This window comes from Palleniella intestinalis (assembly GCF_013166595.1).
Taxonomy (GTDB): Bacteria; Bacteroidota; Bacteroidia; order Bacteroidales; family Bacteroidaceae; genus Prevotella; species Prevotella intestinalis.
The window spans coordinates 267,680-281,925 of the sequence record NZ_JABKKG010000001.1; the positions used below are offsets into that span (position 1 = coordinate 267,680).

Sequence of the window (14,246 nt, forward strand, 5' to 3'; positions counted from 1 at the left end):
AAGTTATGAAAGAGAAGAATATCATTAAGATAAAGCGTTACGACTCGCCACGTGGAGTGTTGATGCTCGGCTCGTTTAGCGACAAGCTCTGCCTTTGTGACTGGCAGGTCGAAAAGCATCGTGACCATGTGGACAGGCGTCTGAAACGAATTCTGAAAGCAGAGTTTGAGGAAGGGACATCAGAGGTTATCAATATGGCAGAAAAGCAACTTGACGAGTTCTTTGCCGGAGAACGCAAGACGTTTGATGTGCCATTGATGTTTGTTGGTACGGATTTTCAGAAAACTGTATGGAATTTCTTGCTGACAATACCTTTCGGGAAAACGATTTCATACGGAGAAATGGCAAAAGAAATCGGTTTGCCAAAAGCTGTCCGTGCGGTTGCCAATGCAAATGGTGCTAACTCTATTTCGATTCTTGCTCCATGCCACCGTATCATCGGCAGCGACCGTTCACTGACAGGTTACGGAGGTGGTTTGAAAGCCAAACAGTTGTTGTTGGAGCTAGAAGGTGTTCTGTAAAAGCATCATTGAAATGAAAGGAATACAGGACGAAGTTAACTATGCCCGTATTGCCGAAGCCATCAGGTTCATAAGGGATAATCGTAAAGAACAGCCAGGATTGAAAACCATAGCCGAGGCCGTGAATATGAGTCCGTTTCATTTCCAGCGGATTTTTAAGGAGTGGGCAGGAATTACTCCTAAACAGTTTCTGCAATATCTTAACATAGAATATGCCAAACGCATATTGCAACAGACACACGCATCACTTTTCGACACAGCTTTGGAAGTGGGATTATCCGGTACAGGACGGCTACACGATTTGTTTATCACCATCGAGGGGATGACACCCGGAGAATACAAAAACGGCGGTGAGAATCTTTTAATCAATTACAGCTTTGACACAACTCCTTTCGGAGATATATTGATAGCCTCTACTCCAAAAGGTATATGCAGTATGGAATTTGCCGATGACCATATTCAAGCGTTCAGCTCACTGCAAAGAAAATTTCCACATGCCAGGTTCAATCAGATACTTGACAGCGTTCAGCAGAATGCCTTGTTCATTTTCACACAAGACTGGAGTAAACTCAGTGAAATAAAACTACATTTGAAAGGAACTGAGTTTCAGATGAAAGTATGGGAAGCATTATTAAAAATTCCTATGGGTGGAATGACCACATACGGCGACATTGCTGCAAGTATCGAAAATCCACGAGCCTGCCGTGCAGTAGGTACAGCTATTGGTGAAAATCCTGTCGCGTTCCTTATACCATGTCATCGTGTAATCCGCGCAACAGGAGAAATCGGCAACTATCATTGGGGAGAAATCCGCAAAACAGCCATTATTGGCTGGGAAGCAGCAAAACAAGAATCTGTCAGATGACCTCAACCAAATAATATCCGCTGCCACCATAACACCCATCGCCCTCGATTTGTCTGAAATCGTATATATCCTACAAAAACAATGATAGTTCGTTTGGATTTTCCCCAAACGAACTATCGGTCGTTTTGCCACCTAAATAGAAGATAAGGTGGCTGAAACTTACATCGCTTGTCTCACGACAAACGCTCTTAGTTACCTTAAATATCTAATACCATGAAAAACACATTGCAAAATTATATAATATTTTTACAAAAGCAAATAGTATTATTATATTTTACTTATAATAAATATTAATTAACAGGTATCTCTCATCTAAACATGTAATAATCATATACAAAAAAGCCATAATACTCATTTTAATAAGTATTATGACTTATGTTGGTAAATGTAGTTTTCTGACTAAATTACTTTACCTTGGCAACAATTGCCTTGAATGCCTCCGGGTGGTTAACAGCGAGGTCAGCGAGGACCTTACGGTTAATCTCAATACCAGCCTTGTGAAGAGCACCCATCAACTGAGAGTAGCTGAGTCCCTCAAGACGAGCTGCAGCATTGATACGCTGAATCCACAATGCGCGGAATGTGCGTTTTTTGTTCTTACGGTCACGATACGCGTAAGTGAGACCTTTCTCCCAAGTATTCTTGGCAACAGTCCAAACATTTTTACGTGCTCCGAAATAGCCACGGGTGAGCTTAAGGATTCTCTTGCGCTTTGCGCGAGATGCAACGTGATTTACTGATCTTGGCATAGTTTTCTTACTTTTAAAAAGTTAGACAATAAGATTAACGTAGACGCAGCAAGTCACGAACCTGCTTTGTGTTTGAAGAATCAACGATTTCAGAACCGAGAAGGTTTCTCTTCTGCTTCTTTGTCTTCTTTGTCAGAATGTGGCTGTGAAAAGCGTGACGACGCTTAATCTTACCTGATCCGGTGAAAGAAAAACGCTTCTTTGCAGCGGAATTAGTCTTTACTTTTGGCATTTTTTTGTTGTTTAATTAATTATTAATATATTGTGGCAACGCATATACCAGGCGTTACGCACGTATTTTCTATGCTATTATGGGATATTAATCCTCAAATTTAAGATTGGCAAGAGCCTCTGCACCTTTGGCATTTGCTGCAAGTCCGCCGTTTGCAGGAGTCTCTGCTTCAGCCGGCTGTGCAGTTTTTTTTGCTTCAGCCTCACGGCGTTCACGGTCAAGCTTCTGCTGTGATTTCTTTGCCACACCGGACTTCTTTGGTGCTATGAAGAGGAACATCTTCTTGCCCTCAAGCTTTGGCATTTGCTCAACCTTTCCGTATTCTTCCAAGTCATTGGCAAAGCGCAGAAGAAGCACTTCTCCCTGCTCCTTGAAAAGAATGGAACGTCCACGGAAGAAGACATACGCACGAACCTTGTTTCCTTCTTCAAGGAACTCTTTTGCATGCTTGAGTTTGAAATTATAGTCATGCTCGTCCGTCTGAGGTCCGAAACGAATCTCCTTGACTTCCACCTTCACCTGCTTCTGCTTCATTTCCTTTGCCTTTTTCTTCTGCTGGTAAAGGAACTTGGAGTAATCAATGATGCGACAAACCGGTGGTTCGGCATTTGGCGAAATCATGACAAGATCCTCCTCACGGCTTCTCGCCATTTGGAGAGCCTCACGTGTGGAGATGACCATAGCTCCGTCATCACCTACAATACGTACCTCCTTGCAACGAATCTGCTCATTGATACGGTATTGGTTTTGCTCTTTCTTTTTGTCTATCTTCATTAAACGTTGTATGGTTTGGCTGTTACCATTAAATATTGATTTTGCAAAAAATCGGATGCAAAGATACTAATTTTCATTAATATACATAGTATCAAAGTATCTTTGCATCACGACTTTTAACATTATTTACAACAAAACTCAGTTTTCAGGCTTCAAATCGGTAGCTTTCAGCATTTCTGCGACTTCACCAAGTACACGTTCTGCAAATGCCTCTTTTGGCATAACGGCCTGGTCGCCACCACCCTGTTGACGCATTGCAACAGTTCCATCTGCAGCTTCTTTCTCACCGACAATAACCATATAAGGCACGCGCTTCAATTCGTTATCACGTATCTTGCGACCGATTTTCTCATTGCGGTTATCCACTGTGGCACGCACACCGACAGTGTCGAAATACTCTGCAACCTCCAAAGCATAGTTGTTGTACTTCTCAGAGATAGGAAGGATAGCAACTTGCTCAGGTGCAAGCCAAAGTGGGAAATGCCCTGCAGTATGCTCTATGAGTACAGCTGTGAAGCGTTCCAAAGAACCGAATGGGGCACGGTGAATCATCACCGGACGACGCTTGGAGTTGTCCTCTGCTGTATATTCCAGATTGAAACGCTCAGGAAGGTTGTAGTCAACCTGGATTGTACCAAGCTGCCAGCGACGACCGATAGCGTCTTTAACCATACAGTCAAGCTTTGGTCCATAGAATGCAGCCTCTCCTAACTCGCAACGCGCTTTAATGCCCTTTTCCCTGCAAGCATCAATGATAGCCTGCTCTGCAGACTCCCATACTTCATCAGAACCGATGTATTTCTCCTTGTCTTCCGGATCACGCAAAGATATCTGGAACTCTACCTGCTCTTCTCCGAAACCAAAGATTGTGAATACAGTTTGGATAATGGACAGTACACGAAGGAACTCATCCTTGACTTGGTCCTGACGGCAGAAAATATGTGCGTCATCCTGAGTGAATGAGCGTACACGAGTAAAGCCGTGAAGCTCACCGGATTTCTCGTAACGATAAACAGTTCCGAACTCAGCACAACGGAATGGCAAATCCTTGTATGAACGTGGCTTCCATGCAAACACCTCACAGTGATGCGGACAGTTCATAGGTTTCAGCATATACTCCTCATCCTCTTCCGGAGTATGTATTGGCTGGAAAGAGTCCTTGCCATAATGCGCATAATGACCGGAAGTCACATACAGATTCTTGGAACCGATATGAGGAGTTATAACTTCTTGGTAGCCGAAGTTCTTCTGTATCTTGCGGAGCATATCCTGAAGACGGATGCGGAGGTCTGTGCCTTTCGGCAACCATATAGGAAGACCCTTGCCCACTCTCTCAGAGAACATGAAGAGTTCCATCTCCTTGCCTATCTTGCGGTGGTCACGCTTCTTTGCTTCTTCAAGCATAAGAAGGTACTCATCAAGCATCTTTTTCTTTGGGAATGATATGCCATAGAGACGCTGCATCTGGTCCTTGGTGGCATCGCCACGCCAAAATGCTCCGGCAATAGCAGTCAGCTTTATCGCTTTGATGTCTCCAGTGGAAACAAGATGAGGTCCTTTACACAAGTCTGTAAAGTTGCCCTGAGTATATGTTGTAATAGAGCCATCAGCAAGATCCTGCTCTATATGCTCACACTTGTACGTCTGACCGGCAGCACCGAACTGTGCAAGGCAATCGGCTTTTGAGATTTCCTGACGAGCAACAGTCTCATTCTTGCGTGCAAGCTCAATCATCTTGTCCTCTATCTTCTTGAAATCCCCCTCTTTTATCATCTCGCCATCAGGCAGAAGGACATCATAGAAGAAACCGTTTTCAACAGCAGGGCCGAAACCGAACTGGATTCCGGGATATAACTCCTGAAGAGCCTCGGCAAGAAGATGGGCACTTGTATGCCAGAATGTGTGCTTTCCCTGCTCATCATCAAACTTGTACAAAGCGATACGAGCATCAGTCTCTATCGGTCTGTTAAGCTCTACGGTCTCCCCATTTACGCCGCAGGATACAACGCTGCGTGCGAGAGCCGGAGAAATGCTCTCTGCAATTTGAAAACCGGTAACGCCTGCCTCGTATTCTCGCACGCTACCGTCTGGGAATGTTATTTTTATCATTGATTAATTTGTTTTTACAGGCAAGTCGTACGGATGACATGCCACATTATTATTCAATATGCAAAATTAATATATTTTTCTCTAAATCAAAGAAAAGAACAGACTTTTTTGTCCGCAAATTCCTTTTTAACGTTGATTTTTCTCTTTATTCAGTTTTTTCATAACGCTGTAAGCACTATACAGGCCCAACTCACCGGCCTTGCTCAAATCATTCATGCCCTCTTTCCGCTTATCGGAGAAGACATAGCACAGTCCACGGTTAAAATACGCTTCCTGCATTCGCGAATCTTTCTCTATCGCCTGTGTGAAAGCCTCTATCGCACCTTTATAGTCTCCGACTTTTGCCATGCGAGTGCCTTGAACATAGTGGTCTGTAGCCTCTGTCGGCTCCAAACTTGAAGAGAAATCTTCCGGAAGAAGCTCTATCTTAACACTCTTGTTCTGAATCTTACCACGATATTCGCTCTGATACTCATGCTCTTTCTGATTATCGTCCTCGACAACAAGCGAACTGTACTTGCTAAGGTCAATATCACTCTTTTTGCGCATTTCCTTCAGCTTGGACTTGCTCCAACGTTTCTGTATTCCCAAATGCTTGTCCATCTGGGCTTTCAAAATCCTGAACTCATCCTTTTCCGCCTTTCCTGTCATGCCAAGCCTGCGGTAACAATTAGCACGGCGCGACAATCCTGTCCAGAAATTAGGGAACTCATCTATAACCTTGGAATAATCCCTGATCGCTCCCTGCAAATCTCCTGTTGCATCAAGCAATATGGCACGATTGAACAAAGCCATTATATTGCCCGGCTCCATTTGCAACACATAGTCAAAGTCCTCTATGGCTCTGTTGTCATCACCGACCTGCTGACGCAGAAGCCCGCGGTTATAATGCGCGAGGAAATTGTTCGGGTCTATGTCAAGAGCTATGTCATAGTCGGACATTGCGCCACGCAGATTGTTTATATTACAGCGTGCAAGGGCTCTGTTTATATAACCGGCAACAAATTTCGGACGAATGTGCAACGCCTTTGACAAATATTCGTCTGCATCCTTCCACTCCTTCCTGTTCAAAGAAATGCTTGCACGTGTCATCCATGTATCAGCATTGTATGGGTCAATCGCAATACTTTTGTCAAGCCAATCGGTAGCTGACGCAGTATCTTTCTGCTGGATAAACAATTCTGCCTTAATGTTATAAGCACTTGAGAATGTGTTCCATTTGCCAATAATCGTATCGAGTTCAAGATGCGCCTTGTCGTATTCCTTGTTCTCCATACGGCAGACAGCACGATTGTACCAATAGCTCTTATTGGTAGGATTACGTCTTACCGCATCAGTATAGTCAGCAATCGCTCCCGAATAGTCTTTTTGCCGAATACGCGTTATGCCTCGAAGGTCATAAAGCTCCGACACATAAGGATTCAGCCGCAGCGCCTCTGTGGCATCCAGCTCCGCACCGCTGTAATCGTCAAGATAGAACTTCGCTACAGAACGCATATACCATGGCTCATACAGATGCGGCTTGGCATTTATGATTTGTGAAAAATACTGTATGGACAAAGCATAGTCCTCATAATGCAATGCAATTTTTCCGGTCGTCATGAGACGATCGGTATTGAATTGTGCCTTTCCTACCAAGGAAAAGCACAAAAGCATTGCAAATGTCAGTATTCTGTTCAAACTGCTATACAACCGGAATCCGTTTCCTTTTCACTCAAACAACTACAGCCTGTCACACTCTTGGCGCCTTTGTCTTGTATCCGCAACGGAAACGCCCCTGCAGAAGAGCTTTCAGCTTTGACTTTATAAGCTGCTTGCGCAATGGAGAAATACGGTCAATGAACATGTGTCCTTCCAAATGGTCGAATTCATGCTGCATCACACGCGCAAGATAACCTTCCACCCATTCGTCATGATGATTGAAGTCCTCATCCACATACTCTACATGGATGCGTGTCGGACGAGTGACATTCTCGTGGATAGCAGGCAAAGACAGGCATCCCTCCTGTAGAGTCTCCTTCTTTGCATCCTCATCAGCCTCTATAATGTGGGCATTGATGTAGACTTTCTTGAAATCCTTGTATTCAGGGAATTCATCAGCCAATGGATCAAGGTCTATGACAACCACCCTGACCGACTTGCCAACCTGAGGTGCTGCAAGCCCTATTCCTTCACTCACAGCAAGTGTCTCCCACATATTCTGAATGAACTGCTTCAAATCCGGATAGTCAGGGGTAATGTCTTCAGCAACCTTTCTCAATACAGGCTGCCCATAAGTATATATAGGTAATATCATAATTGTTCCTCTATTATTATTTGAAACGACGCGATTCCATGTAATCCTGAAGAATTATCGTTGCAGAAATCTCGTCCACAAGTTCTTTGTTTTGCCTGGCTTTCTTATGCAACCCGGCGTCAATCATAGTGCGGTGGGCTATCACAGATGTGAAACGCTCATCATAGAGCACAATCTCTTTGTCAGGAAAACTTTTCTTGAGAAGCCCGACAAACGAGCGGACGCGCTGAAGGTTCTCGCTTGGCTTGCCATTCGGCTGCCATGGCTCACCGACAACAATCGTCGCCACCTCCTCCTTTGCGCAATAGTCCTTCAGGAACCGCATCAAATCAGATGTAGCGACAGTCACCAACCCGTTTGCTATTATCTGCAATGGGTCAGTGACTGCCAAACCTGTACGTTTCTTTCCGTAGTCAACAGAAAGTATTCGCATATAAATTCTCTAAACGTGCAACTTTCATTTACATTATTTGCTGTACAGCAACCAAGCGTCAGGATACTGTGAGCGGAGGTTGTTGCGACTCTGCACAGCCTCTGCCTTGCTGTCAGATGTCGTAGCCACAACGCGGTACATGTTGTTAGAAGGGTTGAAGACAATCTGAGAACCAGGGATACGGCTCTGAAGATTCTCAGCATTAGCCTTAAGTCCGAAAGAGCCGACAACCACGCCGAAGCCCTTTATTCCTGCTCCGCTGACAAGCTGCACCTTCTCTGAACGCACAGCAACATTGTCATTGTTGTCCATTGTACGGTTGTCAGTAACCGGACGCTCCACAACCGGAGCCACCACTTCCTCTGTTGTCTGCTCTATGACGGTTGTATTCTCCTGAGCCTGAGCCTTCTCATACGCCTTGCGGTATGCAGACTCTTTGCTTGAACCACAGCTTGCCAACACTAAACCTGCGCAGATAACCGCGCACATAGTAATACTTTTCTTCATGATATATAAAATAATGATTGTTTCTGACTGATTTTATCTGGGTACAAAATTAATAATAAATCGCGACATATCCAACAAAAACTGTATAAAAATAATAAATTCAACAAATTATCCTGCGTTTTAGCATAATTTTAGACGGAATATTTGGACGGGTATAAAATCTTTCTTACTTTTGCGACACGAATTCACAATCGTAATTATCATCAACTTAAAAACTAAAGAATTATGAAGACATTAGGTTACATTGGCGCATTCCTCGGTGGCGCTATCGCTGGTGCAGCAATCGGTTTGCTCGCAGCTCCGGAGTCAGGAAAAGACACACGTAAGAAAATCTCATCAACAATCAAGGATTTCTGTGACAAGCACAACCTTGAGCTTTCCAAGAAGGAAATGGCTGAACTCGCAGAGGACCTCGTTGATATCAATGCAGAGTAATAATGTTCAGTAACGACAAGAACATAGAAAAACTGGCTCTTATCATAGAGTCAATCAAAGACTACATTGGGTTGCAGAAGGAATTTCTGCAACTCAGTGCTGTTGAGAAAATAGTACGCCTGCTGACATTCGTCCTGCTGGCTATCATATTATCATTTTTCATCCTGCTTTTCATCATATTCCTTTCATTCGCTGCCGCATACGCATTAAGTGACATAATGCCTACATACGCAGCTTTCCTTACTGTTGCAGGATTCTATCTTCTGCTGTTCATGCTTATATCTGCCAAACGCAAAGCATGGATACAGAAACCTCTAATCAAACTTTTTGCAGAAATACTCACAAACTGATCCCATTCCATGTACAACGACATCGACGACATAATAGCCAAGAAAGCTGAACTGCAAAAAGCCATCAATCGGAAAGAAAAAGAAATCTCCATCCTTTGGGAAGATGTCTTTCATCCGAAAGAGGACAAAACTTTCAGCACTCCATCCCAGCGCCTCCTCAAATATGCCAACACCGGATTGGGGCTCATGGACGGCGCACTCCTTGGCTGGAAACTTTACAGGAAATTGAGAAAATAAGTTAGTCCACAAAATTAGCATTCTAAATAGCTCGTGCTCCATATCCGTTTCGCCATTGCACTGTTTTTCAATGTATCTGCGAAGCGGATTCTTTGTTCTCTTAATGTCTCTTCTTTTGGCAGAATACACTGCCATCTTCTTTGTCCGCATAAGACCTCAACACGAAAGCGAAGCCAATCCTTTTCTTTCTTTTCTTAAAGCAATCACCATTCCCAAAGAAAACAATAAGCTTCGGAAAACAGACACTACAGCGAAGCAAATCCTTTTCTTTCTTTGTTTTCTTAGAGCAACCATCATGCCCAAAGAAAACAATGAGCTCCTCCGAAAAACAAACACTAAAGCGAAGCAAATTCTTTCCTTTCTTTATTTTCTTAGAGCGATTCCCTCTTAGATAAATACTCGAGAAAACAACAATTATTTGCCCTGAAATTTGGCGGTTTCCAAACAAATGCTTAATTTTGCAAAACCTATCCAGATGTCCTGTTCCGAGAACCTTCAGCAATGAAGCGTCGAAGCTGTAAGAGGATGAGGGTGGGTGCATATTTATTAAAGAGCGTAACTTAACGCTTGTTACTTGACGATTCGGAATGTCGCAACCTCCAATCACAGTCAGGAACAAGGCAGCGGGGACGCCCTATGGGTGTGTTATACACTTTACGGTCTGTCATGGAGCGCACAGAAGCACTCTTTCGATGGACTGTGTATCAACATATCGGTGTGGGCTTCGGCGTTGCTCGTTCAACTGTGATGGGCAATGCGACAGCCTCGAATCGTGGGACGAGCGGCAAGGACTCCCACACTTTTTTGTATCTATGCCGGCACAATTTCCCCATTTCTTTATTCTCCGCCCGTTGGGAGCAGGACGGCTCATTGCGAACACCATGCATGTCGGAAAACTGATAGAACAGGAACTGAAACGCCAGCAACGCTCACAGGCGTGGCTGGCACGCGCACTTAACTGCTCCCCTGCCAATGTCTGCAAAATAATCAGCCGCCAATATATCGACACCGACACACTGGCCCGCATCTGTAAAGCCCTCAACCACAATTTCTTTGATGACCTTGCAAAAAGCCTGTAACGCTGCCCCATACATAACGGACTTATCTTTCTAAGAGCCAACAGGAATCTTCTTTATCCGTATGAGACCTTTTTTTTGCATCCGAATACAGGAAATGGCACACAGAAAACAGCGAATTCCCATACGAAAAAACTGCATGAGTTTTCTAATTGCCTATTTATCATAATAGTAAAAATAAGGATTTTTTAAGCGAAAAATCACACTTCACATTGGAAAAGACAGCCTCCAACAGTGCCAAAGGTAACCTTTTACAATACAAACAGTATCACTTTAGATAGCAAAAAGCTATGATTTGCGCACTAAAAAGTAACGAAACGAGCCATTTTTTGCACATACAAACAAGCGAAAGAAATATAACTCACTGGTTATCAAAAATAATAGATATTCACCAAAATCCCGCGATTTTCAGAGAATTTTCCTTTCAAAAAATCTACAGCCAATTCTCAGAGGGCAAAAATGCCGTGAGTTTTCTAATTACCCTCTCGGTCTCCGAAAAATCAAGTAACAATATTGCTCGAAGAATCCAAAGAAAAGAAAGAATTCACTTCACCATTACACTTATCATCAAGTGTACATCCAAAGAAAAATTCTTTCTTTTCTGTGAATTCTTTGAGCAACAACAAAACCATTAACTAATTGGCAACGTTTCGTTAACCAATCGGAAATGCCAAAACGACATTTTACGATTATTTCTTTGTAACTTTGCAGCAAAAAAAACATGAAAACAGTAAGATTAATAATTGATCCGCAACGCCTTACCCAAAGTGCATTGCAAGCACTTGACGAACTTGAAAAGAAAGGATTCATCCAAAACGGAGTCATTGCCTACGAAGAAGAAAACGAGGAAGAGGTGTTTGAACTGCTAAACAAAATAGAGCGGCACAAACTGGGATAAAGCGTTCTTGGTAAGCTGTGTGACCAATATACCAAATAGTATAATAGCACAGCTTACTATCTCAAATCTGAAAAACATTGTCTCTGTGTACAGGAATGCGTCGAAACAACTATATAACGGTTATCTAATTATTATAGAGACAGACTGCATGGAATCACTTGACACAAAATACTATAACAAGTTCCTACTGTTGCTGAATTCTTTCTACGAGAACAAAGTGAATGAAAAATGTTTTGATATGCCAATCGAAACCATACAAAATTTAGGGATCACTTTTATCCACAAAAGAAAAGCATATGAAATCAACAGATTAGATTATAAAGACATCATTCCTAACACTATCTATTTTTACGCAAAGAACTCACAGGACAAGGTTATTCACGAATTAATGCTCAAACTGAGACATTGCGCATCACACAAAAACGGTATCCGCCTGTTTGTGAATGACAATGGTGTGGAATGTCTCTATTTCGAGACGAGTTCATCACAAATTTATAATCTAAAAGGGGTTCTTGAAAATAAAAACGCAATAAAAAACTTAAGAAAAGTAACAAACAAAATCAAAACTTATGAAGACAATCATTAAATTATTCATTATTGCAACTCTTACATTCATCAGTTTGCAAGTGTCAGCTTTCGAGGCTGGTGGAATTAATTACAACATCACATCGGAAACAAATAAAACTATCACAGTCTGTTCTAACAAATATTACACTGGAAATGCCATAATTCCAAAAACCGTGGAATATAACGGAGTGACATATTCGGTAACATCGATTGGGTACGAAGCTTTCTATGGCTGCACCGGACTTACATCAGTAACCATACCGAATTCGGTAACATCGATTTTGGACGGAGCTTTCCATGGTTGCACTGGACTTAAATCAGTGACTATACCGAATTCGGTAACATATATTTCGAATCAGTGTTTCTATGGCTGCACCGGACTTACATCAGTAACCATACCGAATTCGGTAACATCGATTTTGGACGGAGCTTTCCATGGTTGCACTGGACTTAAATCAGTGACTATACCGAATTCGGTAACATATATTTCGAATCAGTGTTTCTATAACTGCACTGGACTTACATCGGTGACAATACCGAATTCGGTAACATATATTTCGAGTCAGTGTTTCTATAACTGCAATCTTACATCAGTGACTATACCGAATTCAGTAACATCGATTGGGTACGAGGCTTTCTATGGTTGTACTGGGCTTGAATCGGTGACAATACCGAATTCGATAAAATCGATTGGCTCCGGTGCATTCTATAACAATAACCTTTCTAAAATAATCTTACTTCCAAACACACCCCCTAACGGCCTTTCTGGTGCATTTCGCAAATTAACCAACCAAATAGTTTATGTTACAAATGATAATTACAATAAATATGATTTAGGTACTATCAAAAAATATGATTTCTTGAATTCAATGTTCGAAGCTGATGGGATTATTTATGTCCCTATTTCTCCATCAGAACGGACTTGTGCAGCAATAGACTGCACATATTCCTCAGGTGACAAAAATATTGTAATCGGAAACACTGTGAAATATAAGGGTGTAGACATGTCTATTATTGAAATCAATAGTCATGTACTTAGCAATAATAAGCATATTGAGTCTATAAGCGTCTCCACAAATGCAGGAATACCTGATTATTTCGCAGCAGGATGCACCAATCTTAAAAATGTTGCATTGAGCAACACCTGTTCTATTGGAAAATATGCATTTTATTTCTGTCTGTCATTAAGCAGTGTTAATATTCCAAGCAAAATAACATCTATAGAAGATGGAACCTTTAAACAATGTTATTCTCTTACCGAGATTCAACTGCCAGAGGGGCTAAAAACAATCGAGACAGACGCTTTAGCAGATACAAGACTGCAAACCATCACAATACCAAAAACGGTGGGTGAAATAGCAAATGGAGCTTTTGCAAATTGCCATTTTCTTAATAAGTTCATAATATCGGATGGGGACACAGAACTAAAAATCGGTAATATATTTCGCGACAATAGAACGCCAGCTTCCAGTTCTCCACTGGAAGAAGTACATATTGGGCGCAACCTTGTATATGGCACAACAGAAAAAGAAGGATATTCCCCATTCTACCGCACAAACATTAGGAAAGTGATATTCACAGATACACCGACAGAAGTACCTACCAATCTGTTTTATGACTGCATAAACCTTAAAGAGGTGTCTCTTGGCAATGAGGTGAAGAAGATTGCTGATTATGCTTTCAGTGGATGCTCATCATTGACGGCATTCCATTTCGGTGAAAATATAGAATTGATTGGCAAGGAGGCTTTCTCCGACTGTACATCAATGACAAAGCTCTATGCAGAGCCCACAACTCCTCCTATCTGTGATACGCAGGCATTGGACGGCATCAACAAATGGGAATGCACGCTATATGTCAAGGGGGCTGCAAAAGCAAACTATCAGGCAGCAGACCAATGGAAGGAGTTCTTCTTCATGGAGGATTATGACTTCACGACAGCGATAGACAAAGTGCCGGTGTATGTGCCTCAGAATGACACATACAAGGTGTATAACCTGCAAGGCTCTCTCGTCAAGGTGACAAGCGACAAGGCGGAGCTTAACTCTCTTCCTGCCGGTCTCTACATCATCAATGGCAAGAAGGTCATGGTAAAGTAAACATATAGAGGTAATTAATCACGAATGGCAGCCGGACACTTAACAAGTCCGACTGCCATTCCTTTATTTATAAACAAGAATAAAATTTCCTACTGAGA

The 14,246-nt window shown here is 42.4% G+C and carries 17 protein-coding genes; 9 read left to right on the forward strand and 8 right to left on the reverse strand.

Annotated elements, in window-relative coordinates; translation table 11 throughout:
* Positions 1–5: 5 nt before the first annotated feature.
* Together HPS57_RS01185 and HPS57_RS01190 are read left to right on the forward strand one after the other, a co-directional pair.
* Positions 6–521, forward strand: coding sequence for a methylated-DNA--[protein]-cysteine S-methyltransferase (locus HPS57_RS01185; RefSeq protein WP_253946421.1), 516 nt, complete (start codon positions 6–8; stop codon positions 519–521).
* 13 nt (positions 522–534) lie between these two features.
* On the forward strand, positions 535–1,386 hold the full coding sequence (locus tag HPS57_RS01190; RefSeq protein ID WP_172179383.1) for a methylated-DNA--[protein]-cysteine S-methyltransferase: 852 nt from the start codon (positions 535–537) through the stop codon (positions 1,384–1,386).
* Between the two features lie 404 nt (positions 1,387–1,790).
* Here HPS57_RS01190 and rplT read toward each other — a convergent pair whose 3' ends face one another.
* The 8 genes from rplT to HPS57_RS01230 form a co-directional block, all read right to left on the reverse strand.
* Positions 1,791–2,135 (reverse strand): 50S ribosomal protein L20, encoded by a 345-nt coding sequence (gene rplT, locus HPS57_RS01195; RefSeq protein ID WP_135940910.1) that lies wholly within the window; start codon positions 2,133–2,135, stop codon positions 1,791–1,793.
* A gap of 34 nt (positions 2,136–2,169) precedes the next feature.
* On the reverse strand, positions 2,170–2,367 hold the full coding sequence (gene rpmI, locus HPS57_RS01200; protein ID WP_172179385.1) for a 50S ribosomal protein L35: 198 nt from the start codon (positions 2,365–2,367) through the stop codon (positions 2,170–2,172).
* 87 nt (positions 2,368–2,454) lie between these two features.
* Positions 2,455–3,141: a translation initiation factor IF-3 gene (gene infC, locus HPS57_RS01205; RefSeq protein WP_172179387.1), complete on the reverse strand. Its 687-nt coding sequence runs from the start codon at positions 3,139–3,141 to the stop codon at positions 2,455–2,457.
* A gap of 138 nt (positions 3,142–3,279) precedes the next feature.
* Positions 3,280–5,250 carry a threonine--tRNA ligase gene (thrS, locus tag HPS57_RS01210; protein ID WP_172179389.1) on the reverse strand — a complete coding sequence of 657 codons (1,971 nt, stop codon included), beginning with the start codon at positions 5,248–5,250 and terminating at the stop codon, positions 3,280–3,282.
* Between the two features lie 126 nt (positions 5,251–5,376).
* Positions 5,377–6,906: a tetratricopeptide repeat protein gene (locus HPS57_RS01215; protein ID WP_172179845.1), complete on the reverse strand. Its 1,530-nt coding sequence runs from the start codon at positions 6,904–6,906 to the stop codon at positions 5,377–5,379.
* Between the two features lie 76 nt (positions 6,907–6,982).
* The gene (def, locus tag HPS57_RS01220; protein ID WP_172179391.1) at positions 6,983–7,546 is read right to left on the reverse strand and encodes a peptide deformylase; all 564 of its coding nucleotides are present in this window, start codon (positions 7,544–7,546) and stop codon (positions 6,983–6,985) included.
* 16 nt (positions 7,547–7,562) lie between these two features.
* Positions 7,563–7,979 carry a Holliday junction resolvase RuvX gene (gene ruvX / locus HPS57_RS01225; RefSeq protein ID WP_172179393.1) on the reverse strand — a complete coding sequence of 139 codons (417 nt, stop codon included), beginning with the start codon at positions 7,977–7,979 and terminating at the stop codon, positions 7,563–7,565.
* Between the two features lie 33 nt (positions 7,980–8,012).
* Positions 8,013–8,486: an SPOR domain-containing protein gene (locus tag HPS57_RS01230; RefSeq protein WP_172179395.1), complete on the reverse strand. Its 474-nt coding sequence runs from the start codon at positions 8,484–8,486 to the stop codon at positions 8,013–8,015.
* A gap of 225 nt (positions 8,487–8,711) precedes the next feature.
* Between HPS57_RS01230 and HPS57_RS01235 the strand changes: the two genes are divergently transcribed.
* The 7 genes from HPS57_RS01235 to HPS57_RS01265 all read left to right on the forward strand — a co-directional run bounded on the left by HPS57_RS01235 (position 8,712) and on the right by HPS57_RS01265 (position 14,148).
* Positions 8,712–8,921, forward strand: coding sequence for a YtxH domain-containing protein (locus HPS57_RS01235; RefSeq protein ID WP_135940903.1), 210 nt, complete (start codon positions 8,712–8,714; stop codon positions 8,919–8,921).
* A 2-nt stretch (positions 8,922–8,923) separates the two neighbouring features.
* Entirely contained in the window at positions 8,924–9,271 is a 348-nt protein-coding gene (locus HPS57_RS01240) for a phage holin family protein (RefSeq protein ID WP_172179397.1), read from the forward strand.
* Between the two features lie 9 nt (positions 9,272–9,280).
* Positions 9,281–9,508 carry a hypothetical protein gene (locus HPS57_RS01245; protein WP_172179399.1) on the forward strand — a complete coding sequence of 76 codons (228 nt, stop codon included), beginning with the start codon at positions 9,281–9,283 and terminating at the stop codon, positions 9,506–9,508.
* 812 nt (positions 9,509–10,320) lie between these two features.
* Positions 10,321–10,587 (forward strand): helix-turn-helix domain-containing protein, encoded by a 267-nt coding sequence (locus HPS57_RS01250; RefSeq protein WP_253946423.1) that lies wholly within the window; start codon positions 10,321–10,323, stop codon positions 10,585–10,587.
* A 718-nt stretch (positions 10,588–11,305) separates the two neighbouring features.
* Entirely contained in the window at positions 11,306–11,482 is a 177-nt protein-coding gene (locus HPS57_RS01255) for a hypothetical protein (RefSeq protein ID WP_172179401.1), read from the forward strand.
* 238 nt (positions 11,483–11,720) lie between these two features.
* Positions 11,721–12,068 (forward strand): hypothetical protein, encoded by a 348-nt coding sequence (locus tag HPS57_RS01260; protein ID WP_172179403.1) that lies wholly within the window; start codon positions 11,721–11,723, stop codon positions 12,066–12,068.
* Positions 12,052–14,148, forward strand: a complete 2,097-nt coding sequence (locus HPS57_RS01265; protein WP_172179405.1) for a leucine-rich repeat domain-containing protein — start codon at positions 12,052–12,054, stop codon at positions 14,146–14,148. Before HPS57_RS01260 ends, HPS57_RS01265 begins: the two co-directional genes overlap by 17 nt.
* Positions 14,149–14,246 lie beyond the last annotated feature (98 nt).

What these genes read in the sequence shown, in the direction of transcription:
- HPS57_RS01255 (WP_172179401.1), top strand. Translation starts at nt 11,306, where the DNA reads ATGAAAACAGTAAGATTAATAATTGATCCGCAACGCCTTACCCAAAGT.
- HPS57_RS01260 (WP_172179403.1), top strand. Translation starts at nt 11,721, where the DNA reads ATGCCAATCGAAACCATACAAAATTTAGGGATCACTTTTATCCACAAA.
- HPS57_RS01265 (WP_172179405.1), top strand. Translation starts at nt 12,052, where the DNA reads ATGAAGACAATCATTAAATTATTCATTATTGCAACTCTTACATTCATC.
- HPS57_RS01190 (WP_172179383.1), top strand. Translation starts at nt 535, where the DNA reads ATGAAAGGAATACAGGACGAAGTTAACTATGCCCGTATTGCCGAAGCC.
- HPS57_RS01215 (WP_172179845.1), bottom strand. Translation starts at nt 6,906, where the DNA reads ATGCTTTTGTGCTTTTCCTTGGTAGGAAAGGCACAATTCAATACCGAT.
- HPS57_RS01185 (WP_253946421.1), top strand. Translation starts at nt 6, where the DNA reads ATGAAAGAGAAGAATATCATTAAGATAAAGCGTTACGACTCGCCACGT.
- rpmI (WP_172179385.1), bottom strand. Translation starts at nt 2,367, where the DNA reads ATGCCAAAAGTAAAGACTAATTCCGCTGCAAAGAAGCGTTTTTCTTTC.
- ruvX (WP_172179393.1), bottom strand. Translation starts at nt 7,979, where the DNA reads ATGCGAATACTTTCTGTTGACTACGGAAAGAAACGTACAGGTTTGGCA.
- HPS57_RS01250 (WP_253946423.1), top strand. Translation starts at nt 10,321, where the DNA reads ATGCCGGCACAATTTCCCCATTTCTTTATTCTCCGCCCGTTGGGAGCA.
- HPS57_RS01230 (WP_172179395.1), bottom strand. Translation starts at nt 8,486, where the DNA reads ATGAAGAAAAGTATTACTATGTGCGCGGTTATCTGCGCAGGTTTAGTG.
- infC (WP_172179387.1), bottom strand. Translation starts at nt 3,141, where the DNA reads ATGAAGATAGACAAAAAGAAAGAGCAAAACCAATACCGTATCAATGAG.
- HPS57_RS01240 (WP_172179397.1), top strand. Translation starts at nt 8,924, where the DNA reads ATGTTCAGTAACGACAAGAACATAGAAAAACTGGCTCTTATCATAGAG.
- rplT (WP_135940910.1), bottom strand. Translation starts at nt 2,135, where the DNA reads ATGCCAAGATCAGTAAATCACGTTGCATCTCGCGCAAAGCGCAAGAGA.
- HPS57_RS01245 (WP_172179399.1), top strand. Translation starts at nt 9,281, where the DNA reads ATGTACAACGACATCGACGACATAATAGCCAAGAAAGCTGAACTGCAA.
- def (WP_172179391.1), bottom strand. Translation starts at nt 7,546, where the DNA reads ATGATATTACCTATATATACTTATGGGCAGCCTGTATTGAGAAAGGTT.
- HPS57_RS01235 (WP_135940903.1), top strand. Translation starts at nt 8,712, where the DNA reads ATGAAGACATTAGGTTACATTGGCGCATTCCTCGGTGGCGCTATCGCT.
- thrS (WP_172179389.1), bottom strand. Translation starts at nt 5,250, where the DNA reads ATGATAAAAATAACATTCCCAGACGGTAGCGTGCGAGAATACGAGGCA.